General features: G+C 71.9%; 18 protein-coding genes. 7 read left to right on the top strand and 11 right to left on the bottom strand.

All coding sequences use genetic code 11. The annotated features are described in order from the left end of the window. Positions 1–12: 12 nt before the first annotated feature. Positions 13–1,278, top strand: a complete 1,266-nt coding sequence (locus tag CES90_RS06515) for an ATP-binding protein (protein WP_189780405.1) — start codon at positions 13–15, stop codon at positions 1,276–1,278. Here CES90_RS06515 and CES90_RS06520 read toward each other — a convergent pair. Genes CES90_RS06520 through CES90_RS06530 form a run of 3 tightly spaced genes read right to left on the bottom strand, consistent with a single transcriptional unit; the run spans position 1,269 to position 4,287 of the window. Further along, positions 1,269–2,552 carry an ABC transporter substrate-binding protein gene (locus CES90_RS06520; protein WP_189780406.1) on the bottom strand — a complete coding sequence of 428 codons (1,284 nt, stop codon included), beginning with the start codon at positions 2,550–2,552 and terminating at the stop codon, positions 1,269–1,271. The genes CES90_RS06515 and CES90_RS06520 overlap by 10 nt on opposite strands. After that, a complete protein-coding gene (locus CES90_RS06525; protein WP_189780407.1) occupies positions 2,552–3,385 on the bottom strand; it encodes a carbohydrate ABC transporter permease in 834 nt (277 codons plus the stop codon). The genes CES90_RS06520 and CES90_RS06525 overlap by 1 nt, the downstream gene beginning before the upstream one ends. Beyond that, positions 3,382–4,287 (bottom strand): carbohydrate ABC transporter permease, encoded by a 906-nt coding sequence (locus CES90_RS06530; protein ID WP_189780408.1) that lies wholly within the window; start codon positions 4,285–4,287, stop codon positions 3,382–3,384. The genes CES90_RS06525 and CES90_RS06530 overlap by 4 nt, the downstream gene beginning before the upstream one ends. A gap of 225 nt (positions 4,288–4,512) precedes the next feature. Here CES90_RS06530 and CES90_RS06535 point away from each other — a divergent pair, with 225 nt between their 5' ends. Continuing rightward, positions 4,513–5,376, top strand: a complete 864-nt coding sequence (locus tag CES90_RS06535; protein WP_189780409.1) for a phosphotransferase enzyme family protein — start codon at positions 4,513–4,515, stop codon at positions 5,374–5,376. 112 nt (positions 5,377–5,488) lie between these two features. Here CES90_RS06535 and CES90_RS06540 read toward each other — a convergent pair whose 3' ends face one another. Beyond that, positions 5,489–6,214 (bottom strand): 3'-5' exonuclease, encoded by a 726-nt coding sequence (locus CES90_RS06540; protein ID WP_189780410.1) that lies wholly within the window; start codon positions 6,212–6,214, stop codon positions 5,489–5,491. A 139-nt stretch (positions 6,215–6,353) separates the two neighbouring features. Continuing rightward, positions 6,354–7,601, bottom strand: a complete 1,248-nt coding sequence (locus CES90_RS06545) for an SAV2148 family HEPN domain-containing protein (RefSeq protein ID WP_189780411.1) — start codon at positions 7,599–7,601, stop codon at positions 6,354–6,356. A 263-nt stretch (positions 7,602–7,864) separates the two neighbouring features. On the opposite strand from CES90_RS06545, the gene glgX reads away from it, so the two are divergent. The 3 genes from glgX to CES90_RS06560 all read left to right on the top strand — a co-directional run bounded on the left by glgX (position 7,865) and on the right by CES90_RS06560 (position 13,769). Further along, the gene (gene glgX, locus CES90_RS06550; protein ID WP_189780412.1) at positions 7,865–9,988 is read left to right on the top strand and encodes a glycogen debranching protein GlgX; all 2,124 of its coding nucleotides are present in this window, start codon (positions 7,865–7,867) and stop codon (positions 9,986–9,988) included. A gap of 77 nt (positions 9,989–10,065) precedes the next feature. Then, positions 10,066–12,408 carry a malto-oligosyltrehalose synthase gene (gene treY / locus CES90_RS06555; RefSeq protein WP_189780413.1) on the top strand — a complete coding sequence of 781 codons (2,343 nt, stop codon included), beginning with the start codon at positions 10,066–10,068 and terminating at the stop codon, positions 12,406–12,408. A gap of 119 nt (positions 12,409–12,527) precedes the next feature. Beyond that, entirely contained in the window at positions 12,528–13,769 is a 1,242-nt protein-coding gene (locus CES90_RS06560; protein ID WP_189780414.1) for a M14 family zinc carboxypeptidase, read from the top strand. A 49-nt stretch (positions 13,770–13,818) separates the two neighbouring features. Here the strand turns inward: CES90_RS06560 and CES90_RS06565 are convergent, their stop codons facing one another. From CES90_RS06565 to CES90_RS06575, 3 genes are all read right to left on the bottom strand, one after another. Next, a complete protein-coding gene (locus tag CES90_RS06565) occupies positions 13,819–14,223 on the bottom strand; it encodes an SSI family serine proteinase inhibitor (RefSeq protein WP_189780415.1) in 405 nt (134 codons plus the stop codon). After that, complete coding sequence (locus tag CES90_RS06570; protein ID WP_229913526.1) at positions 14,220–15,611, bottom strand: M14 family zinc carboxypeptidase; 1,392 nt, start codon at positions 15,609–15,611, stop codon at positions 14,220–14,222. Before CES90_RS06570 ends, CES90_RS06565 begins: the two co-directional genes overlap by 4 nt. A 130-nt stretch (positions 15,612–15,741) precedes the next feature. Further along, entirely contained in the window at positions 15,742–16,293 is a 552-nt protein-coding gene (locus tag CES90_RS06575; protein ID WP_189780416.1) for a DUF1707 and FHA domain-containing protein, read from the bottom strand. Positions 16,294–16,478: 185 nt separating this feature from the next. Between CES90_RS06575 and treZ the strand changes: the two genes are divergently transcribed. Then, entirely contained in the window at positions 16,479–18,224 is a 1,746-nt protein-coding gene (gene treZ, locus CES90_RS06580; protein ID WP_189780417.1) for a malto-oligosyltrehalose trehalohydrolase, read from the top strand. A gap of 210 nt (positions 18,225–18,434) precedes the next feature. Here the strand turns inward: treZ and CES90_RS06585 are convergent, their stop codons facing one another. Further along, entirely contained in the window at positions 18,435–19,346 is a 912-nt protein-coding gene (locus tag CES90_RS06585; RefSeq protein WP_189780418.1) for an aminoglycoside phosphotransferase family protein, read from the bottom strand. Between the two features lie 17 nt (positions 19,347–19,363). Next, positions 19,364–20,524 (bottom strand): aminopeptidase P family protein, encoded by a 1,161-nt coding sequence (locus tag CES90_RS06590; RefSeq protein ID WP_189780419.1) that lies wholly within the window; start codon positions 20,522–20,524, stop codon positions 19,364–19,366. 217 nt (positions 20,525–20,741) lie between these two features. Here CES90_RS06590 and CES90_RS06595 point away from each other — a divergent pair, with 217 nt between their 5' ends. Beyond that, positions 20,742–21,530, top strand: a complete 789-nt coding sequence (locus CES90_RS06595) for a metallophosphoesterase (RefSeq protein WP_189780420.1) — start codon at positions 20,742–20,744, stop codon at positions 21,528–21,530. A gap of 122 nt (positions 21,531–21,652) precedes the next feature. Here CES90_RS06595 and CES90_RS06600 read toward each other — a convergent pair whose 3' ends face one another. Continuing rightward, entirely contained in the window at positions 21,653–22,510 is an 858-nt protein-coding gene (locus tag CES90_RS06600; RefSeq protein ID WP_189780697.1) for a LysR family transcriptional regulator, read from the bottom strand. Positions 22,511–22,593 lie beyond the last annotated feature (83 nt).

Here is a 22,593-nt window from a genome sequence, read left to right on the forward strand (position 1 = left end):
GACGGGGGGACGATGACCGGCGACGTGGATCAGGACGCGGTGCTGCGGGCCAGGAACGTGCTGCTGGGCTCCGGCAGACCGACACCGCGGGAGGAGGTCGAGGCATGCCGGGTGCTGGCCCGGGTGAGCCCGGCGGCCTATCTGCCCCGGCTGTCGCGGGCCCTGGTGCATCTCGGCTACGGCGACGTCTTCGACGAACTGCCACAGGCCCGGCTGGCGTTGTTCGAGGAGGCGGCGGAGGCCGCGTACGCGTTGGACGCGTCCGATCCGATGCGTACGGAGGTGCTGCTCAAGGCACTGGACAGCCTCCAGAACCACCTGTTCGTCATCGGTCGGCGTGCTGAGGGGCTGGCGCTGCGCGAGGAGATGGCGGAGATCGGCCGTGGCGACCTGGAGGACGGTCGGGGAGGTCCGGCGTGGTCCGCGCTCGAACTGTGGGCGCGGGCCCTGGCCGAGGAGGGCCGGCACCGTGAGGCCGCCGCGCTGCACGAGGAGATCGTCCGCCATGCCCGGCCGTACGGGCCGCAGAGCGGAGGCGCCGCCTGGGCCGTGCTCGAATGGATGGCCGAGGCGGAGGCGGCCGGGCTGCGGGACAGGGCCGAGGCCGCCACGCGGGAGCTGGTCGAGATGGAGCGGAGCGTACTCTCCTCCGACCGGCGGACATCCCGGTCGCTGTTGCTCTTCGCCCTGCTCCGGCTCGCGGAACTGCTGGACGGATACGGGGAGTTCGAGGCCGCCTCCGCCGCGTACGACGAGGCCGGGGAACTGCTGGCCGGGTTCGCCGCGAGCGGTGACCTCAGCCCAGGTGCGTATCTGTTCCCGTACTGGGCGGTCCTGTTCGGGCTGTCCGGCCGCGCCCCGGAACTGCCGGCGCCTGGCCGTTCGGCCCCGGCTTTCGGCGCGGAGATCGGGAAGACGACGCCCGATGTCCGGGAGCGCTACTTCGCCGAACTGCCCGCGCTGCGTGCCGCCGTGGACGCGCCGGCTCTGGACGCGGATCTCGCCGAGCGCGTCCTGGCGCACCGTCGGCTGACGGTCCGGTCCGCACTGCACGCCGTGCACCGGCGCGGCTATCTCTTCCTGGAGCCCGTGCTGCCGCTGTTCGAGGAGGGTGTGGCGCTGGCCCGCAGGCTGTACGCCGAGGACGCGGCGGCCGGCAGCGCACCGCTCGCCCGAGCGCTGTTCGACCGGGCGAGCGCCCTGACGGCGGGTCAGCGGTTCGCCGAGGCGCACCCCGACTTCCAGGAGGCTCTGGCTCTGCGTGCCGCTCAGCGCTGATAGCGGGCCAGCACGAGATTGCCGTCCTCCTCCAGCCGTTCGCGCAGTTCGTCCAGGTCGATGGCGCCGCTGTAGTACTCCTGGAAGGCGGGGGTGGCAACCTTGTCCTTCCACTCGGGGTAGCCGCGTACGGACTGGGCGGGGGCGGAGCGGAGGTGTTCGGCGAGGGCCGTGCCGGTCGCCCAGTCGTGCTCGGTGGTGCGCAGGTCGGGGTCCTTGAGGGCCTCAGTGCCGGTGGGGAGCATCCAGTCGCCGAGGGCGAGGCGGACCATGTTCTCGGGGCGGAGGAGGAAGTCGACGAACGCGGCGGCCTCCTCCTTGTGCGGGCTGTCCTCGGCGATGGAGAGGGTCTGCGGGCTGACGCCCTGGGTGAGTCCTTCGGCGCCGGCCGGGGCGGGCAGCACCTGCCAGTCGAAGCCCTCGGGGGCCTGCTGGACGATCTGCTGACGGTAGGAGAAGCCGAGCGGGACCATCGCGTACCTGCCGCCGAAGAAGCCGGGCAGCGTGTCGGAGCCGCCCATGCCGAGCGTGGTGCCGGGCGCGCTCTCGTCGGTGTTCACCTCGTCGTGCACGGTCTTCGGTACGACCGCGTCGGCGGCCTCGAAGCGGACCTCGACCTTGCCGTCCGCGTCCCGGTGGAACAGCTGCCCGCCCGCCGACAGCGACAGGTTGAGCGTGGCCGACACCGGTTCCTTCAGCGGCCAGGCGACGCCGTACCTGCCGTCGCCGCTCAACTCCTCGGCCGCGTCCCGGAACTCCTCCCACGTCCACGGGTCCTCGGGGGTCGGGATGCGCACACCGGACTCGCGGAGCCATGTGGCGTTGGCGATCAGGACCCGCGGCTCCTGGAGGAACGGCACCCCGTAGATGCCGTCCCCGAAGGTCGTCGTCTCCCAGCTGCGCCGCGGGATGTCCGACTTGAGCCGCTCGGGCAGCAGCTCGCGCAGATCGGCGAGGTAGCCACCGTAGGCGAAGTCCGCGAGGTCGTCGGAGGCGTCGTGGATGATGTCCGGCGCCTCGCCGCCCTCGAAGGAGGTGAGCAGCTGGTCGTGGACGCTGTCCCAACTCCCCTGTACGTACTCGACCTCGATGTCCGGGTGGGTGGCGTTCCACTCCTCGACCAGATCCTTGTTGGCCTCGACGGACTCCTCCTGCCAGGCGAGGGACTGGAAGCGGAGAGTGATACGGCCGTCGTCGGAGCCGCCGCCGTCGCCCGTACAGCCGGTGGCGAGGAGGCACAGCAGCAGGGCCGCGATCAGCCATCGTGTGCGCATCAGCTCTTCACCGCCCCGGCGAGCATGCCGCCCGTGATCCGTTTCTGGATGATCGCGAAGACGACCAGCGAGGGCAGCGTCGCGAGGAACGCCGCCGCGGCCAGCGGGCCGAGGTCGGCCACGCCCTCCGCGCCGATGAAGTGGGTGAGGACGACCGGCAGGGTCTGTTTCTCCGGGGTCTTGAGCAGCACGAGTGCGAAGAAGAACTCGTTCCACGCGGTGATGAACGCGAACAGCGCCGTCGCCACGATGCCCGGCGCCAGCAGCGGCGCCGTCACCGACACCAGCGTCCGCACCTTCCCGGCCCCGTCGACCGCCGCCGCCTCCTCCAACTCGGCCGGCACGGCCCGTACGTAGCCGACGAGCATCCACAGCGCGAACGGCAGCGCCCACACCACGTACACCATGATCAAGCCGGGCACGGAGTTGATGAGCCGGAGGTTCTTGAGCACCAGGAACAGCGGGATGATCACCAGCACGAACGGGAACGCCTGGCTGACCACGACCCACCCGGTCGCCATCCGCGACAGCGTCGTACGGCGCCGGGCCATGACGTACGCCATCGGGGTCGCGATCAGTACGGCGACGACGGCCGCGCCGAGCGCCGCGACCAGCGAGTTGAGCGCGGCGTCCCACAAGGGCTGCTCGTCGAAGGCCTGCCGGAAGTTGGCGAGGGTCGGGTTCTCCGGGATCCAGGTCGGGTGGAGACTGCCCAGCTCGCGGGCCGGTTTGAAGGCGGTGGAGATCAGCCAGAGGAAGGGGAAGGCGAGGAAGACGAGATAGGCGAGCAGGGCCGCGTACTGGCCGACGCGGGCCGCCCTGCTGGTCCTCATGTCTCATCACCGCCCCGCCTCAGCCGGCCGGCCAGATGGAACGCGAGGATGATCGAGATCACCGCGACCATCGCACAGCCCATCGCCGCCGCGTATCCGAACTGCCCGTAGCGGAAGGCCTCCTCGTACGCGAAGAGCATCGGCAGGCGGGTGCGGCCGCCCGGGCCGCCGTTGGTCAGGACGTACACCAGGGCGAAGGAGTTGAAGTTCCAGATGAAGTTGAGGGCGGTGATCGCGAGGGCGATGGGTCTGATGGCGGGCCAGGTGACCGTGCGGAAGCGCCGCCAGGCGCCCGCGCCGTCCATCGCGGCGGCCTCGTGCAGTTCGCGCGGCGTGTTCTGCAGACCGGCGAGCAGGGCGACCGTGGTCTGGGGCATGCCCGCCCAGACTCCGACCACGACGACGGCGGGCAGGGCGGTCGCCAGCCCGCTCAGCCAGTCGCGGCCGTCGCCGAGGCCCAGGTCGCGGATGGTCTCGTTGAGGATGCCCGCGTCCGGGTTGTAGACCAGCCGCCACATGATGCCGACCACCACCTCGGGCATCGCCCACGGGACGATGGCGAGGGCGCGGGCCAGCCAACGCAGTCGTAACCGCTGGTTGAGGAGGAGGGCGAGGCCGAGTGCGAGGAGGAACTGCGGCACGGTCACGCCGACCGCCCACAGCAGGCCGATCCGGAACGAGTCCCAGAACAGGGTGTCGTGCAGCAGGTCCCGGAAGTTGAGGGTGCCGATCCACTGGGTGGGTTCGGTCCGTCCCGACTGGGCGTCGGTGAACGCCAGCGCGATCCCGTAGAGCAGCGGTCCGACGCTCAGAACGAGTATCGGGATCAGCGCGGGCAGCACCAGGAACCAGGCACCGTGGTCGACGAGGCGCCGCCGGGGCGTCGCGGTCACCAAAGTCATGCAATCCGCTCCTTCGGCAGTGCTTGCGTGACGTGTGACGTGCGATGTGTGGCTTGTGACGGTGTGGTCGCCCCATGCGGCCTCCGTCATGGTGCTGAGGGCAAGACGGGTCGTCAAGGCACCGCGCACACCGTCCGACCTGTGCGAATGCGAGACTGGCCGGTGTATGGCGTGAACCTGACGCTCCGGTGAGGGGGGTCGGTCGTACGGACTCGGAGGCGAAGGATGGACGAGGCACGGGCGCGGAACGTACTGGCCGCGGCCGATGTGCTGCCCGGTGCGGCCGGGGACGCGCGGCTGCTCGCCCTGGGTGAGAACGCGGTGTTCGCCGCCGGTGACCTGGTCGTCAAGGTGGGGCGCGACGCCGAGCTCCTCGACCGGGCCCGGCGTGAACTGCGCATCGCGGTCTGGCTCGCCGAGGCGGGTGTGCCGGCGGTGCGGGCCGCCCGGGCCGAGGCGCTGCTCGTGGAGGGGCACCCGGTGACCGTGTGGCACCGGCTGGCCGATCCCGTACGTACCGCCGGGGCTCGCGATTTGGCCGAACTGCTGCGGCTGGTCCATGCGCTGCCGTCTCCCTCCTTCGAACTCCCTCGTCGTGAACTGCTGGGTGGTGTCGAGCGGTGGCTGCGGCTCGCCGGGGACGCGATCGATCCGGCGGACGCGGCGTATCTGCGGGCGCGCCGGGACGGGTTCGCGGCGGCCGCGGCCGCGTTGACGCCGCGCTTGCCTGCCGGGGCGATCCACGGGGACGCCCTTCCCCGTAACGTGCACGTCGGGCCGGATGGCCCCGTCCTGGTCGACCTGGAGACCTTCTCCGGCGATCTGCGGGAGCACGACCTGGTGGTGATGGCGCTGTCCCATGACCGGTACGGGTTGTCGGACGAGGAGTACGGCGCGTTCGTCGATGCGTACGGGTGGGATGTGCGGGAGTGGGAGGGGTGCGGCGTGCTGCGCGGCGCCCGGGAGACGGCGAGCTGCGCGTGGGTCGCCCAGCATGCGCCGAGCAACCCGAAAGCGTTGGCGGAGTTCGAGCGACGGGTCGCCTCGCTGCGGGGCGGCGACGAGACGGTGCGGTGGTATCCGTTCTGACACGACGGCCCGCAGCTATGGATGCGGGCAGGCCGCGCCCCGTAAGGGGCGCGGGGAACTGCGCGATCAGCCACCTACCGCCCGCAGTCGCCCCACAACGCGTCCCCCCGAGCTATGAGGCGCCCGCGTCTGCCAGCTCCCGGAGTGGCCATATCGTGTCGACCACCGCGTCCGGGTTGCCCTTGCGGCGGAGGAAGGCCTGGAAGTCGGCGGCCCATTCGGCGTACCAGTCGATCTGGCGGCGGTGGAGTTCGGCCGGGCCGAGGGCGGCGACCTTGGGGTGGCGCTCGGCTATCGCGCGGGCGAGGCGGGCCGCGGCCAAGGCGTCGGCCGAGGCGTTGTGGGCGGCGTCCAAAGAGACGCCGTACTCGGCGCAGACCGCTTCGAGGTTGCGTTTGCCGCGGCGGTAGCGGTCGACGGAGCGGTCGATCGTGTACGGGTCGATGACCGGGGCCGGGGCGAGGCCGCCGAGGCGCTCGCTCAGGGACGGCAGAGCGTGGCGGCGCAGCTCCGCGGAGAGCAGGGTGAGGTCGAAGGCCGCGTTGTACGCCACCACCGGGACGCCTGTCTTCCAGTAGGAGACGAGGACGTTCGCGATCGCGTCGGCGACCTGGTCGGCCGGTCTGCCCTCGGCCGCCGCGCGGGCGTTGGTGATGCCGTGGACCGCGACGGCCTCGGCCGGGATCTCCATGCCCGGGTCGGCGAGCCACTCCCGGTGTCCGACCGGCTCCCCGTCCCTGACCTCGATCACCGCCCCGGTGACGATGCGCGCCTCACGCGGATCCGTCCCGGTCGTCTCCAGGTCGAAGCCGATCAGCAGCTGCCGGTGCCAACCCATGCTGGCCCCCCTTCTTGGTGGTGCGTTCCCCCAGTGACCACCACCCTCCCATGCCCCACTGACAATCAGAGGACTGCATTCCGCTTAGTGGCCACACAACCGGGCTCAGCCCAGGTCACCACACCCATCACCACACCCATCACGACACCGGCCTCGAGTCCGCCCACGCCACCTCGAACTCCTCGCGGTATGTATCGAACAGCCCGACTTCGCCGTTCTCGTCCGCCTTGAGTACCCGGTGGCCGCCGCGCAGCACCAGCACCGGCGCCTCCATGCCCCGCGTCCGCCGCAGATAGGTCTGGACGACCGCGACGCCGTCCGAGCCGTCGCCGTCCACCAAGTACGCGGTGAAACGAGGGGTCTCGTCGAAGACCTGGATCTCGAAGGCGCCCGGGTCGCGCAGCCGGGAGCGGACCCGGCGCATGTGCAGGATGTTCATCTCGACGGCCCGGCTCAACTCGCCCCGCTTTATCCCGAGTTCCCGTTCGCGTCGCTTCACCGCGCTGGACGCGGGGTTGAGGAAGAGCAGCCGTACCCGGCAGCCGGACTCGGCGAGGCGTACCAGCCGTCGCCCGGAGAAGTTCTGCACCAGCAGGTTCAGGCCTATGCCGATGGCGTCGAGGCGGCGGGCGCCGCCGAAGAGGTCCTCGGCGGGGAACTGCCGCAGCAGCCGTACCCGGTCGGGGTGGACGCCGACGACGTCCGCGTACCGGTCCCCCACCAGGTCCTCGACCGCGTCGACGGGCAGCCGGCGCGCGGAGGGGACGTCACTGCCCGCGCCGAGGATCTCCAGCAGCTTCGCCGCGGCCCGCTCGGCCTGCGCGAGGACGGCCTCGGACAGGGCCCGGTTGCGGGAGACGACGTTCCGGGTGACCTCCAGTTCGTCCAGCGCCAGCTCCACATCGCGCCGTTCGTCGACGTACGGCTCGAAGCACGGCCAGTGCTGCACCATCAGCTCGCGCAGCTGGGGCAGGGTGAGGAAGCTGAGGACGTTGTCGTCGGCCGGGTCGAGGAGGTAGCCCTTGCGGCGGCTGACCTCGCGTACCGCGACCGCGCGCTGCACCCACTCCTGTCCGGCGGGACCGGCGGCGGCGACCACCCAGTCGTCGCCGTGGACAGGCTCGTAGACGGGCCGCAGTACGGCGGCCACCACCGCGCGCAGCCGCTGCTCCACCAGGTTCAGCCAGATGTAGGCGCGGCCGGCCCGCTGGGCGCGCGTGCGCACCTCGAGCCAGGCGTCGGCGTTCCAGTCCAGTTCCGGACCGATGGAACCCATCTCCATCGGCCGTGCCAGGGACACCGCGCCGGGTGGGACATCTGTGGAGTTCCCCTCGTGACCCGCATCGCCCGCGTCACCAGGAGGCAACTCCAGCCCTCCCGAGCCCACCCACGCACCGCCTTCCGCTCCCCCGAGCTCACCCCTACTCAACGATCAAGGAAGGGTACTCCGCGAGCGGCCGACGGTGCAGCCCGATGGACAGGTCGTTTCTCAACTACCGCACGTGACGCGGCCGTTCCGGTTTGCTACCGCGTCGGGGGTGAGCTGGTTCATGGCCCTGGGCAGAAGGGAGTGGTGGTTCCATCACTTTCGGGGGAGACTCCCCGCGAAGTGGGCCCCGGCGGCGCGCGACAACTGGAAGAGTCGTATCCATGCAGGTCTGGCCTGGACAGGCGTATCCACTCGGTGCCACGTACGACGGCGCCGGCACGAACTTCGCGGTCTTCTCGGAGGCCGCGGACCGAGTCGAGCTGTGTCTGCTGCACGACGACGGCTCCGAGACGGCGGTGGAGCTGCGCGAGACGGACGCGTTCGTACGGCACGCGTATCTGCCCGGTGTGATGCCCGGGCAGCGGTACGGCTTCCGCGCGCACGGCCCGTACGCGCCGGAGCGGGGGCAGCGCTGCAACTCGGCGAAGCTGCTCCTCGACCCGTACGCGCGTGCCATCAGCGGCTCCGTGAAGTGGGGCGAGGAGGTGTACGGCTATCACTTCGGGGCGCCCGACCAGCGCAACGACCTGGACTCGGCGCCGCACATGATGACCTCGGTCGTGGTCAACCCGTACTTCGACTGGGGCGACGACCGGCGGCCGCGCACCGAGTACCACCACACCGTCATCTACGAGGCCCACGTGAAGGGCCTCACCATGCGGCACCCGGGCCTGCCCGAGGAACTGCGCGGCACGTACGCGGCGCTCGCCCACCCGGCGATCATCGAACACCTGACCGAGCTGGGCGTCACGGCGCTGGAGCTGATGCCGGTTCACCAGTTCGTGAACGACCACCGTCTGGTCGACATGGGCCTCAGCAACTACTGGGGCTACAACACGATCGGTTTCTTCGCCCCGCACAACGCGTACGCCTCCTGGGGCGACCGCGGGCAGCAGGTGCTGGAGTTCAAGTCGGCGGTACGGGCGCTGCACGAGGCCGGGATCGAGGTCATCCTCGACGTGGTCTACAACCACACCGCCGAGGGCAACCATCTGGGGCCGACGCTGTCGTTCAAGGGCATCGACAACGCCTCGTACTACCGGCTCACGAACGATCCCCGCTACTACATGGACACGACCGGGACCGGGAACTCGCTGCTCATGCGGTCTCCGCACGTCCTGCAACTGATCATGGACTCGCTCAGGTACTGGGTCACCGAGATGCACGTCGACGGGTTCCGCTTCGACCTCGCCGCCACCCTCGCCCGGCAGTTCCACGAGGTGGACCGGCTGTCGTCGTTCTTCGACCTCGTCCAGCAGGACCCGGTGGTCTCCCAGGTGAAACTGATCGCCGAGCCCTGGGACGTCGGCGAGGGCGGCTACCAGGTGGGCAACTTCCCGCCGCTGTGGACCGAGTGGAACGGCAAGTACCGGGACACCGTGCGGGACCTGTGGCGGGGCGAGCCGCGTACGCTCGCGGAGTTCGCGTCCCGGCTGACCGGCTCGTCCGACCTCTACCAGGACGACGGGCGGCGCCCGCTCGCCTCCATCAACTTCGTGACCTGCCACGACGGCTTCACGATGCGGGATCTCGTCTCCTACAACGGCAAGCACAACCACGCGAACGGGGAGGACAACCGGGACGGGGAGAGCCACAACCGGTCCTGGAACTGTGGGGCCGAGGGCGACACCGACGACCCCGATGTGCTGGCGCTGCGGGTCCGGCAGATGCGGAACTTCATCGCCACGTTGATGCTGTCGCAGGGTGTGCCGATGCTCAGCCATGGGGACGAGTTCGCGCGGACGCAGGGCGGCAACAACAACGCGTACTGCCAGGACAACGAGGTGTCCTGGGTTCCTTGGCCCGCCGCCGACGACGACAGCGAGACCTTCGGAGATCTGCTGGAGTTCACGCGCGCGATGGTGTGGCTGCGGAAGGACCATCCCGTTTTTCGGCGGCGGCGGTTCTTTCATGGGCGGCCCGTGGAGGGGACGCATGACGAGCTGTCCGACATCGCGTGGTTCACGCCCGAGGGGCGGGAGATGACTCAGCGGGACTGGGATTCCGCGCAGGCGGGGGCGTTGAGTGTGTTTCTCAACGGGAACGCGATTTCCGAGCCGGGTTCGCGCGGCGAGCGGATCACCGATGACTCGTTTCTGTTGATGGTGAACGCGTCGGCGCTGCCGCTCGAGTTCGTGGTTCCGGTCAACCATGGGCGGCAGTGGCAGGTCGTGGTGGATACGGGGGCTAGGGATCCGGTGCCTGATGACGGGCCCAAGGTGCAGGCCGGCGATCGGGTGAGGTTGGTGGATCGGAGTCTGGCGGTATTGCAGCGGCCGGCATGAGCACGCCCCTCAAGAGCGGGCGGTGCCCTTGCGTGTCACAGCGCACGAAACGCGGTGCGGCGGGTACGTAGGTCTGCATGACGCCTGTCGTGCCTACCGCCACCTATCGGCTTCAGCTTCAGCCCTCCTTTCCCTTCGCCGCCGCCGCGGCTGCCGTGCCATACATCGCCTCTCTCGGGGTCTCGCACCTCCATCTCTCCCCCGTGTTGGAGGCCGTGCCCGGGTCGGCGCACGGATACGACGTGGTCGATCACGGGCGGGTGCGGGGCGAACTCGGCGGTGAGGAAGGGCTGCGAGGGTTGGCCCGGACCGCACGGGAGCACGGGCTTGGGCTCGTCGTGGACATCGTGCCCAATCACATGGCCATGGCGCCCCGGCACAACCGGGCGCTGTGGGAGGTGTTGCGGGAGGGGCCGGGGTCGGTGTACGCGCGGTGGTTCGACATCGACTGGGAGGCCGGGGGCGGGCGGGTGTTGTTGCCGGTGCTCGGAGGGCCGCTGGGTGACGAGGTCGAGCAGTTCGTGGTCGATGGGCGGGAGCTGCGGTACTACGAGCATGTGTTCCCGTTGCGGGAAGGCACCGAGAGGCTGCCGTTGCCGCAGCTGCTGGACGCGCAGTGGTATCGGCCGGTGTGGTGGCGGCTGGCGCGTACGGAGTTGAACTACCGGCGGTTCTTCAGCATCTCGGAGTTGATCGGGGTGCGGGTGGAGGAGCCGGAGGTGTTCGAGGCCACCCACGCGAAGATTCTGCGACTGGTCGACGAGGGAGTGATCGACGGGCTGCGGATCGATCACCCTGATGGGCTCGCCGATCCTGATGCGTATCTGCGGCGGCTGCATGAGGCCACGGGTGGGCGATGGACGGTCGTCGAGAAGATCCTGGCGGAGGGCGAGCCGCTGCCGGCGGCCTGGCCGGTCGCGGGGACCACCGGGTACGACGCGTTGCGGCAGGTCGACGGGTTGTTCGTGGATCCGGCGGGGGCCGGGGGGCTGCTGGGGCAGTATCGGCGGTTCACGGACGCGCAGGGCGACCGGGGCGGGCACTGGGAGTCGACGGTGCGGCGGGCCGCGTACCGGGTGCTCACGCACGAGCTGGCCACGGAGGTGGACCGGCTCACCCGGGTGGCGCACCGGTTGTGCGAGCGCTCCGCCGAGCTCGCGTTGCGCGATCACGCGCCGTGGGCGCTGCGCACCGCGCTGTGCGAGCTCCTCGTACGGATGGAGGTCTATCGGCCGTACGCCTCACAGGACGCCTCCCTGGTCGTCACCGAGGAGGCCGCTGCCGAGGCGCGTACGGCGTTCGTGGTGCCCGAGGAGGCGCGGTCGGTGGATGCCGTACGGGATCTGCTGCTGGGGCGGTTCGGTGACGGGGCCGAGCAGGTGGAGTTCCGGGCGCGGTTCGCGCAGACGTCGTCGGCGTTGCGGGCCAAGTCGGTGGAGGACACGGCGTTCTACCGCTATGTGCCGCTGCTGAGCGCGAACGAGGTGGGCGGGAATCCGGGGAGTCCGGCCGTGTCACCGGAGGACTTCCACGCGTACTGCGCGCGTGTGCAGCGGGACTGGCCGGCGACGGGGACGGTGTTGTCGACGCACGACACGAAGCGCAGCGCGGATGTGCGGGCGGCGATCGCGGTGCTCAGCGAGTGCCCGGGGCGGTGGGCGGACGCGCTGGCGGAGGTGACGCGGGACGGTGCGGGTGTGCCGGATCCGCAGTTGGCGTGGGCGGCGTGGCAGACGGCGTTCGGGCTCGGGCCCGCGGCGGAGGAGCGGCTCCAGGGGGCGCTGTTGAAGCATGTGCGGGAGGCGGGGCTGCACACCTCGTGGACCGAGCAGAACCCGGCGTACGAGCGTGCGGTGGCCGACTTCGTCGGTCGGGGGCCGGCGGTGGACGCTCGGGTGGCGGAGGGGCTGCGGGCCGCGCTGGAGCCCCATGTGCGGGCGAACGCGCTGGGCGCTGCTCTGGTGCAGCTGACCATGCCGGGGGTTCCGGACGTCTACCAGGGGACGGAAGGCGAGTACCGGGCGCTGGTGGATCCGGACAATCGGCTGCCCTTCGCGCCTCGGGAGGAGGGCGCGGCGGAGTCGGAGAAGTTCCGGCTCACGGCGGGCGCGCTGCGGCTGCGCCGGCGGCGGCCCGAGGTCTTCGGGGACGCGGCGACGTATGCGCCGCTGGCGGTCGAGGGGGCGGCGGCCGGGCACTGTGTGGCGTTCGTGCGGTCGGGGGCGGTGGTCACGGCTGTCACGCGGTTGTCGCTGCGGCTCGCGGAGGCGGGGGGATGGGGGGAGACGCGGTTGGTCCTGCCCGAGGGGCGATGGGTCGAAGTGCTCGGTGGGGAGCGGGAGTTCGACGGTCAGGTGCGGGTCGCGGAGCTGTTCGACGGGCTGCCGGTGGCGTTGTTGGAGCGGGTCGACGAGGGGTAGCGGCGGCTGCCGTCCCGGGATGGCGGCGAATGCCACTGGGCGCCCCTGGGAGCCGCCCCTTTCAGGGACGGACACTGCATTCAGTCGGACTGTCGGACTGAACGGCGGGTGGTCTCCTGATGGAGCTCGGGTATCCCACGGTGGCGGAGCTGGAGTCGTACGCGCGGTCGTTGGTGGGCCCGGGCTCGCGCCTGTGCACGCTCAGGCGGATCGGTGTCTCGCGCGAGGGCCGGCCGTTGCGCCTGCTGTCCGTGGGCCACGCCAGACGTGCCGTTCTCGTCGTCGCGGGCGCCCACTCCAACGAGCCGAACGGCGGCTCGACGGTGCTGGCGCTGGCCGAACGGGTCGTCCTGGAGCGGGAGTTACGGGCCGACACCTCGTGGCACTTCCTGCTCTGCGCGGACCCGGACGGGGCGAGCCTGCACACGGCGCCGGCGCCGCGCACCCTGCTCGACTACCACCTCGGGTTCTTCCGGCCCGCCGGTCCCGAGCAGCCGGAGTGGTCCCCCTCCCTGCTGCCGCCGGACCGTCTGCCGCCCGAGACGCTCGCGCTCCTGCGGGTCATCGACGAGCTGCGGCCCTATCTCCAGGTGACCCTCCACGGCACGGACCTCGGCGGCAGCTGGGTGCAGCTCACCGAGGACGTCCCGGGGCTCGCCGAGCCGTTCACCAAGTCCGCGGCGGAGCTGGGCATACCGGTGGAGATGGGCCCCTCCGACGCCGCGGGCTGGCCCGCCTCCGGACCCGGCGTGTATGTGATGCCACGGCCCGAGCACCGCACGGCGTACCCCGGCATGCCGGACGACGCGCGCGACAGCACCTGGTTCCACGCCCACCGGTACGGCGGTCTCACCGCGGTCGTCGAGGTACCGATGTGGGCGAGCGACCTCGTCGACGACACCGCCCCGCACCCCGCCCCGGCGGCGGCGCTGCGGCAGCTGGCGCGGCGGCTGCTGGTCCAGGCAGGCGAAGTGGAGCGGGTCTTCGCCGAGGCGCTGCCCCGGCTCCCGGGGCCTCGGGGACCACTGCTGCGGGCGGCCCGGTGGGCGCTGGACCTGGTGCCGGGGCTCGCCCGGGACTGGACCGGGGGGCCGCCGCCGGATGTCTCGATGGCGTACGTGGCCAGTGTGGACGCCTTCGGGCGCCGGCTCCCGCTGCGGGCCGCGGCGATGTTGCTACGGGTTCTGCGGGAGGCCGGCGACCCGGCGGTGCCGTATCTCGAAGGGCTGGTCGCCGACTGGTGCGAGGCTTTCGCCGACCGTTTCCGGGCCCGCTGGGTGCCGCTGGCGGACCAGGTCGAGCACCAGGCCCGTACGGTGCTGGCGGCGGCACTGCACGCGCGGGACGACGTGGTGGCGTAGCGACTCCGGTGACGTAGCGACTCCGGTGGCGTGGCGACTCCGGGAGCCGTCAGTCCGGCAGGGCGAACACCGCTCCCGTTCTCGCCGTCATCACGCAGCCGTTCGCGAACGTCTGCTCGTACTCGACCGGTCTGCCGTTCCACTCGCCGCGTGCCGTGGCGCGGATCGGGGCGTAGACCTGCGCGCACATGCCGTCCTTGTGGGGGATGCGGGTGATGTCCCCGCCGGCCGCGCGGAGCTCGGCGCAGGCCTCGGCGGCCCGGGTGTGGCCCTGGGGCGGGTCGCAGAGGAGGAGGGAGCCGCGGGCGTCGCCGAAGCGGGCGTCGCCGCGGGCGACGGTGACGTAGAGCCAGTTGTCCGGAAAGGTCGCCTGGGCGGGGGCAAAGGAGGCGAGGGGGAGGAGTACGAGCGCCGCCAGCAGACCGCCTCGTACCGCTCGGGTGGTGTTCGTCATTCCCGGTGCATCGGCACGGCGGGCTCGGAACTCCATTCCGGCTCACCCGAATGGGAGTCCTCGTCGCATGTGTGCCGGGCCGATGTCAGTTCGAAGGCGGTGAGCACCACGCGGGCCTGGTACTCCGCCTGCCGGGCGACGGGTATCCAGCGTGCCCCGTAGCCGTCGCGGTACTCGGCACACCACTCCCCCATGAGCCGGTTCAACTCGGGCAGCGCGCCCGCCGGGTCGCGGCCGGCGCGGGTCACCAGCTGGTGCAGCAGCCCGGCGGTGCGCAGGGTGACCCGGCGGGCCGATATGCCGAGGGCGGTGAGCCGGGCGGTGTCGAACGGGGGCAGCGGCCGGGCGGCCGAGTCGTGGACGTCGGGGTCCCAGGAGTCGGCGAGTCCGGGGCCGACCATCAGGTAGTCGTCGACCGGGGCCAGCAGTCGGGCGGCGTCCGGGCCGGTGCTCGCCGAGGGGCGGATACGGGCGACGAGGCCCGCGAGGAGCCGGGTCTCGCGGCGCAGCGTCCGGCTGATGGTGCGCAGTACGGCGTCGGCGTCGGGGGCCGGGGAGGCGTCCTCCACGGCGGCCACGCCCCACATGGGGGCCTCGACAACGGCGGTGACCGTGCCGTGGCGATGCGGGTGGTACCAGGTGGACTCGACGGCGGCCTCGGTGATGGCGGCGGCGAGGCCGGCCCGGCGCGGGGGCGGTATGCGGTAGACGGCGGGGCCGAGGCGCGGCCAGTACAGGGCGTCGTAGGGGCTCAGCTCGCGCGGGATGCCGAGGCGGGCGGCGGTGTCGGCGACGCGCTGGGCGAGGCCGGGCAGTTCCCGGGTCAGCTCGACGAAGCCGCCGCCGACGTCGACGCCGTGCAGCGAGCACTGGAAGAAGGGCCGCAGCTCGTCCTGGAGGTCGAGCAGGGCGCGGGTCTCCGGCAGGACGGCCCCGGCGGCGCCGTCGGGCAGCCACTCGGGCTGTTCCAGGAAGCCGGGGCGGAAGAAGTTACGGAAGTAGTGCGGCAGCGTGTACGGGCCGGACAGCCAGCCCTCGTTGCGGCGGGAGCCGTCGGGGTCGAGGCAGAGCAGCAGGTTCCAGGTGGTGTCGGCGCCGTCACTCAACCGGGGGTCGGCCAGGGCACGTTCGGCGAGGCGGAGGACGGTGGCGCCGCCCACGGGTTCGTTGGCGTGCGGACCGGAGACGATCAGGGCGTGGCGGCTGCCGTGACCGACGGACAGCAGCCACATCGGCGTGCCCGCCCGTGAGGTGCCCACGCGACGCAGTCGGGCGCGGTGCGGATGTCGGGCGACGAGGGTCGCGGCGCGGGCGGACAGCTCGTCCACGGTCGGGTAGCGGAGAAGTGGCGGCAGGGCACACCTCCCCTGTGTGGTGCCGTCGGTCACCTGTTGTGCATACGGTACGCACAGTCAGTCATGGCCGAGAATGTACGTCAACACCTTGGAAGGTAAGGGACGTTGAGAAACTCGCTACGTAAATCCCAGGCCAGAGCTTTGCGGCGGGTTCGGTGTCGGCTCAGTCGGAGGAGAGCCGGAACGCCATGCGGCCGAAACTCACCTGGTCGCCGTCACGGACGACGGCCGCGCCGATCACCCGCCGTCCGTTGACGGTGGTGCCGTTGGTGGAGCCGAGGTCGCGCAGGATCCACATGCCGCCCTGCCGGGTCAACTCGGCATGGACGCGGGAGACCGTCTCGTGGGTGAGCCGGAGTCCGCTCGCCGGGTCGCGCCCTATGCGCAGTGAGTGGCCGCTCGCCGGGTGCGGCAGCTGGAGCTTGGGGAGCCGCTCGGCCTGCCAGGCCCGACGCAGCTTCGGGCCGAAGCCGGAGATCGCGCCGACGGTGCGAAGCACCAGCCGGGACCAGCGGTTCTCGGTGGTCAGGTCGGCGGTGAGCGCGGCGAGTTCGTCGGAGCGGCGGGCGATGAGCGCGAGTTCCATGCGGCGGATGAACGTGTCGTGCGACAGCCGTCCCAGGGCGACGCCGTCACGGAGCACCCTCAGCGCGCGGTCGCGCTCCGCGTCCGACAGCCGCGCGGGGTATGTGTGGAACTCGAAAGACGACGTCACGCACGTGATTGTCGGTCAGCGAGGCCGGGGTGTCCAGAAATCCCGTAAACGGTGACCATCCTCGGACACTCCGAGGAACAGTGCGACTCGCGCGGCAAAAGCGCCGTTCCGAAGGCGAATTGATCTCGTTTGCCGCACGATGGACGGGCCGGATGGACGGGCTACAGCCGAGGGAGAACCGTTCCGTGCAGTTCGAGGTGTGGGCACCGCAGGCCGACCGTGTGACGCTCCACTGCGCGGGCGTCACGCACACGATGGGGCGCGATCCGGAGCGAGCGGGATGGTGGATCGCCGAGGCGGAGGCGACGGACGGGACGCGCTACGGCTTCGCGCTCGACGACGGCCCGGTACGGCCCGATCCGCGCTCGCGCCGCCAGCCGGACGGTCCGGACGGGCTGAGCGCGGTCGTCGACCACGAGCGGTACGCGTGGCGCGTGCCGTGGGCGGGGCGCGGGCTGCCGGGCGCGGTGCTGTACGAGCTGCACGTGGGCACGTACACCCCCGAGGGCACGCTGGACGCGGCCGCCGGGCGGCTCGGACATCTCGCCGAACTGGGCGTCACCCACGTGCAGTTGATGCCGCTGTGCCCGTTCCCGGGCACACACGGCTGGGGGTACGAGGGCGTCTCGCCGTGGGCCGTGCACGAACCGTACGGCGGCCCCGAGGCGCTGAAACGGTTCGTGGACGCGGCGCACGAGCTGGGCCTCGGGGTCGTGCTCGACGTGGTGCACAACCATCTGGGGCCGTCCGGCAACTATCTGCCGGTGTTCGGGCCGTACTTCACCGAGACGCACCACACCCCGTGGGGCGCTGCCGTGAACCTGGACGCGCCCGGTTCGGACGAGGTGCGGGCGTACTTCCTCGGCAGCGCGCTCGCGTGGCTGCGGGACTACCGGCTCGACGGGCTCCGCCTGGACGCGGTGCACGCGCTGCGGGACACGCGCGCGTGCCACTTCCTGGAGGAGCTGTCGACGGCCGTGGACGCGCTCTCCGAGGCGGTGGAACGGCCGTTGTTCCTGATCGCCGAGTCGGATCTGAACGAACCGCGGCTGGTCACCCCGCGTACCCAGGGCGGCCTCGGACTCCACGCGCAGTGGAACGACGACTTCCACCACACCCTGCACACGACCCTGACGGGCGAGTCGCAGGGCTACTACGAGGACTTCGCGCGGGCCGGGCTGGCCGGGCTGGCGAAGACCCTGACGGGCGGCTACTTCCACGACGGCACGTACTCGTCGTTCCGGGGCCGCCACCACGGCCGGCCCCTGGACCGTACGAGCGTCTCCGCACACCGGCTGCTGGGCTACACCCAGACGCACGACCAGGTCGGCAACCGCGCCCAGGGCGACCGCCTTTCCGCGTCCCTCTCCCCCGGGCTGCTGGCCTGCGCGGCGGCGCTGGTGCTCACCGGGCCGTTCACGCCGATGCTGTTCATGGGCGAGGAGTGGGCGGCCGGTACGCCCTGGCAGTTCTTCACCGACCACACCGATCCGGAGCTGGCGGACGCCGTACGACGGGGCAGGCGGCGGGAGTTCGCGGCGCACGGCTGGGCGGAGGAGGACGTACCGGATCCGCAGGACCCGGCGACCCGCGACCGCTCCTGCCTGGACTGGTCCGAGCCCGAACGCGCCCCCCACGCGCGCGTGCTCGCCTGGTACCGCGAACTCATCGCCCTGCGCCAAGCCCATCCCGACCTCTCCGACCCCGACCTCTCCGACGTCAAGGTCGCGTTCGACGAGGAGGCCCGGTGGATCGGCTTCCGGCGGGGGGATGTACGGGTGGCCGTGAACCTCGGCCAGGAGCCGGCCGCGATCCCGGTGGGCGTGCCCCACGCGCGCGTGCTGGCGGCTTGGGAGCCGGTGCCGGTGCCGGGGGCGGATGGAGTGCTGACCTTGGGCGGGGAGTCGTGCGTGGTGCTGACGGTGGCGTGACCCGGGCACCCGGCGCCTGGGGCCGGCCGGGGGTGGGTTTCGCTTACCGGCGCGTGCAGGGTGCCGCTGTGCGCACCCTCCCCCATCGCCCCAGCGGCACGACTGCCCGCAGCTGGGTACGGCGAGCCGGGCCCCGTAAGGGGCGCGGGGAACTGCGCGAGCAACCAACAACCCACCCGCAGTCGCCGAACGACCCGCGCTCCCGAGCTGTCAGGCGTCCGTCACCCTCTCCAGCAGAATCGGCTCCCAAGCCCGCCGCAGCCGTTCCCGCAGCACCGGTAGCGGCGCGGCCCCGCCGCGGTCGAGGGCTTCGGCCAGTCGAACGACAGTGTCACCGCGGGCCAGCCACAGGCCGCGCAGGCAGGGGCGGGCGCCGTAGCCCGCGAGGGTGGCGGCGCGTACGGCGGCGGGGGAACCGACCGCCGTGGCGAGGCCGGCGATGTCCTCCGCGGGGTCACCGATCGCCGCGTCTGCCCAGCCGAGAACCCCGCGTACCCGCCCGTCGGCACTGACCACGAGATGCTCGCCCCTGAGGTCGTGGTGCACGAGGACCGCCACGGGCGCGGTCAGCTGCGCGGCATTCGCCGCGGTGAGCTGCGTGAGCCGCGCGGCGTCGAACTCGTCCGCCTCGGCGAGCCGCCGCCCCGCCCGCCCCGCGGCCGCACGCAGGGCCTCCAGCGAGCGCGCCGCCAGGCGTGGCACGCCGAGCGCCTCCGCCTGCCTCAGCGGTACCTCGCGCAGCCCCGTGAGGAGCCCCGCGAGATCGTCTTCGCCCACGGCCGACACATCGTGCACCGCGGCGGTCGTCCCCGGAATCCTGGTGTCGAGCGTGCAGGTGAGCCTTCCGGACCACTCGCCCTGCGCGACGCTCACCGGGACGGCGACACCGACGTGCGGCCGGACCAGGTCCCGCAGCCGCAGCTCGCGCCGCTGCCGTACGACGGCGTGCCGGTCGGGGGCGAGGCGCAGCACATGGCGGGTGCCGACCCACCAGGTGTCCAGCCCACCCTGCTCGGTGACGGGCCGCACCTCCGGGCCGGCGCCGCCCCCACTCCCGCTCTCCAGCAGGGAACGCACGAGTCGGCGGACGGTGTCCGCGGTGGGTGTCGGTGCCTGGGTCATGGTCGCGCCGTTGCTCCTCAGTCCACTGTCGCCATCTCGCGCGGCGTGTTGTTGAGGCGTCGGCCGCCGTCCTCGGTCACCGTCACGATGTCCTCGATCCGCACCCCGAAGCGGCCCGGCAGGTAGATCCCGGGTTCGACGGAGAAGCACATGCCGGGCACGAGGGGCCGCTCCTCGCCCTCGACCATGTACGGCGGTTCGTGGGTGGTGACGCCGATGCCGTGCCCGGTGCGGTGGATGAACCGGTCACCGTAGCCGGCCTCGGTGATGACCGCGCGGGCCGCCCGGTCCACGTCCTGGCAGGCGGCGCCCGGCCGTACCGCGCGGACGCCCGCCTCCTGGGCGGCACGGACGATGTCGTGCACCTCGCGCTCCTCGGCGGTCGGTTCGCCGACGTGGACCGTGCGGGAGGTGTCGGAGCCGTAGCCGTCCTTGAGGCCGCCGAAGTCGAGGACGACCATGTCGCCTCGTTCGACGACGCGGTCGCCCGCCTCGTGGTGCGGGTTGGCGCCGTTGGGGCCGGAGGCGACGATGGTGAAGTCGACCTGGGAGTGCCCGAACCGTCGCAGCAGAGCGGCGAGATCGGCGGCGATCTCGGTCTCCCGGCGGCCGCCGAAGCGCACCTTGCGGATCTCCTCGTACGCGGCGTCGGCGGCCCGGCCCGCGGCCGCCATCCGCGCCAGCTCCGCCGCGTCCTTGACGGCCCGCAGCATCGGCAGGGCCTCGGTGAGCGCGACGTACCCGGTCTCCGGCAGCCGTTTCCGCAGGCCCAGCAGATGCAGCGCCCAGAGGTTGTCGCTGACGCCGAAGCGGCCGCGCGGGCCGAGGAGGGGGACGGCCGCCTCGTACGGGTCCTTGCCGTCGGCCCAGTCGCGCAGGCTCAGCGCGGGCCCGCCGGGTGCCTCCTCGGCGTCCGGGGCCTCCAGGGCGGGCACGACCAGTACCGGGTCCCTGCCGTCCCGCAGCACCAGCAGGGTGAGCCGCTCGGTCTCCGGCGGCCGGTACCCCGTCAGCCACACCAGGTCCGGGCCGGGCGCGACCAGCAGGCCGTCGAGCCCGGCGTCCGTCGCCGCCCGTGCCGCGCGCCGCATCCGGGCCCGGTAGTCGTCGACGGTGAACGGCGGTGTGGGCGAGCCGTCGGCCAGTGGCTCGGACCTCGTGCTGGACGTGCCGGTCATCCATGCCTCCGTGCGCTCGGAGTGGCTACGGGCAGCATCCTGCCCCTCCGCCGCACCGCACGCGAGCCGATTGCGGTGTGCCGCGCACCCGGCACACCTGCCGACCTCCTAATGGTTGAAGCTTGCCCATCCGTTATTCCTAATGCTTAGATTCGATCATTCCATTAGAGTAAGGCCGGGCAAGCGGCCCCAGCGGGCCAACAGGAGGCGTACGACGATGCTCGTACTCGCGCACATCAGTGATCTGCATCTGGACGGGACCGAACGGGCGACACGGCGGGCCGAGCGGGTACGGGATCTGCTGTGGGGGTTGCCGGGGCGGGTGGACGCGCTGCTGGTGACCGGGGACATCGCCGACCACGGCACGGAGGACGAGTACGAGGAGGCGGCCCGCGTCCTCGGCCTGCGGGACGGCGGGGCCCCCTTCCCGGTGCTCACCTGCCCGGGCAACCACGACAGCCGGGCGCCCTATCGCAAGGCGCTCCTCGCGGAGCCCGCCGCCGACGGGCCGGTCAACAGCGTGCATGTCTTCACGGACGCTGCCGTACTGATGTGCGACTCCAGCATTCCCGGCCGGGACGAGGGCGAGTTGGACGCCCAGACGTACGCCTGGATCGAGGAGACCCTCGACGACCTCGACGGCGACCGGCCCGCACTGCTCGCCTTCCACCATCCGCCGGTGGCGCTGCACCACCCTCCCCCACTGCCTAAAGGGCGTGGGAGGTGCCCCCAGCCGGACGCGTACCGGTTGGGCCGGCCCGCCGCACTGGCCCGGCTGCTGGAGCGCCGACCGGAGATCGCGGGCATCGTCACCGGACACGCGCACACACCCGCCGCGACCACCTTCGCCGGACGCCCGCTCGTCGTCGGGCCGGGGGTGACGTGGACGCTGCGACTGCCCTGGGAGGGCGAGCAGATCGCCGACCGTGAGGCGCCGCCCGGACTCGCGTTCCATGTGCTCGACGACGAGGGACGGCTGACGAGCCACTTCAGGGTGGCTTCGTAGGCCTTCGTAGGGCCTCGTAGGGCTTCGTAGGGCTCGTAGGGCTTCGTAGGGTTCGCAGGGCTTCGTAGGGTTCGCAGGGCTTCGGCGCAATGTGCCTCCAGTGCCTCGGTGTCACCACACCCCTAGGTCAGCTCCCGTACCAGTGCCGCCGCCGCGCCGCTCGGCGTGCCGCCGTACACGAGTTCCGTACGGTGCACGAGGCGCGGCTCGACGAGGGGGACGGCGACCGCGCCGGGAACGTCGGCGGCGAAGCCGCGGGGCAGGACGGTCAGTCCGTGTCCGGCGGCGGCGAGCGTCGTGAGGGTGCGCAGGTCGGTGCCCTCGTAGCGGAGGGCGGTACGGACGACGCCGGTGCCGCTCGTGGTGCGGAGCCGGTCCAGCGGGAGGCCCGCGCCGGGGGCGTCGAGCCAGCGGGCGTCGACGAGGTCGGCGAGGCGGAGCCCCGGGCGGCGGGCGAGCGGGTGGGTGGCGGGGAGGAGCACGCAGACGGGTTCCTCGCCGATGCCACGGGTGGTCAGGGGTGCCACGTCGGGGAGCCGGAGGGGATCGCTGGGGGCGGCGAGTCCGTCGACGAGGCCCAGGTCCGCGGTGCCCGTGGCGACGGCCGCCGGGATCTCGTCGCGGGCGAGGATCCGCAGGGTCACGCCGGCGGCGGGCAGCGCGGCGATCGTACGCGGACCGAGCGCCGTAGGGGTCACCGCGAGGGTCAGCCCGTGCTCGGGTGCGGCCGCCATCCGGACGACGTCGGCGCGGGCCGCGTCGAGGCGCAGCAGCAGGGGCCCGGCATGTTCGAGCAGCCGCTCGCCGGCGGCCGTGGGGACGACCGGGCGGCGGGTCAGCAGCGGGGCGCCGAGATCCTGTTCGAGCGCGGCGATGTGCTGGGACACCGCGGACTGGGTGTAGCCCAGCTCGCGCGCGGCCTCGGAGAAGGAGGCGAGGCGGGCCACGGTGACATACGTACGCAGCAGATGCGGATCCATGGTGCCCAGGATCGCGTACTCCATCAGCATCGCTTATCGATAGTGCATAAATCATCGTTGGACGTGATCGCGGGTCCGAGCCC

This window comes from Streptomyces capitiformicae, assembly GCF_002214185.1.
GTDB classification, from domain to species: domain Bacteria; phylum Actinomycetota; class Actinomycetes; order Streptomycetales; family Streptomycetaceae; genus Streptomyces; species Streptomyces capitiformicae.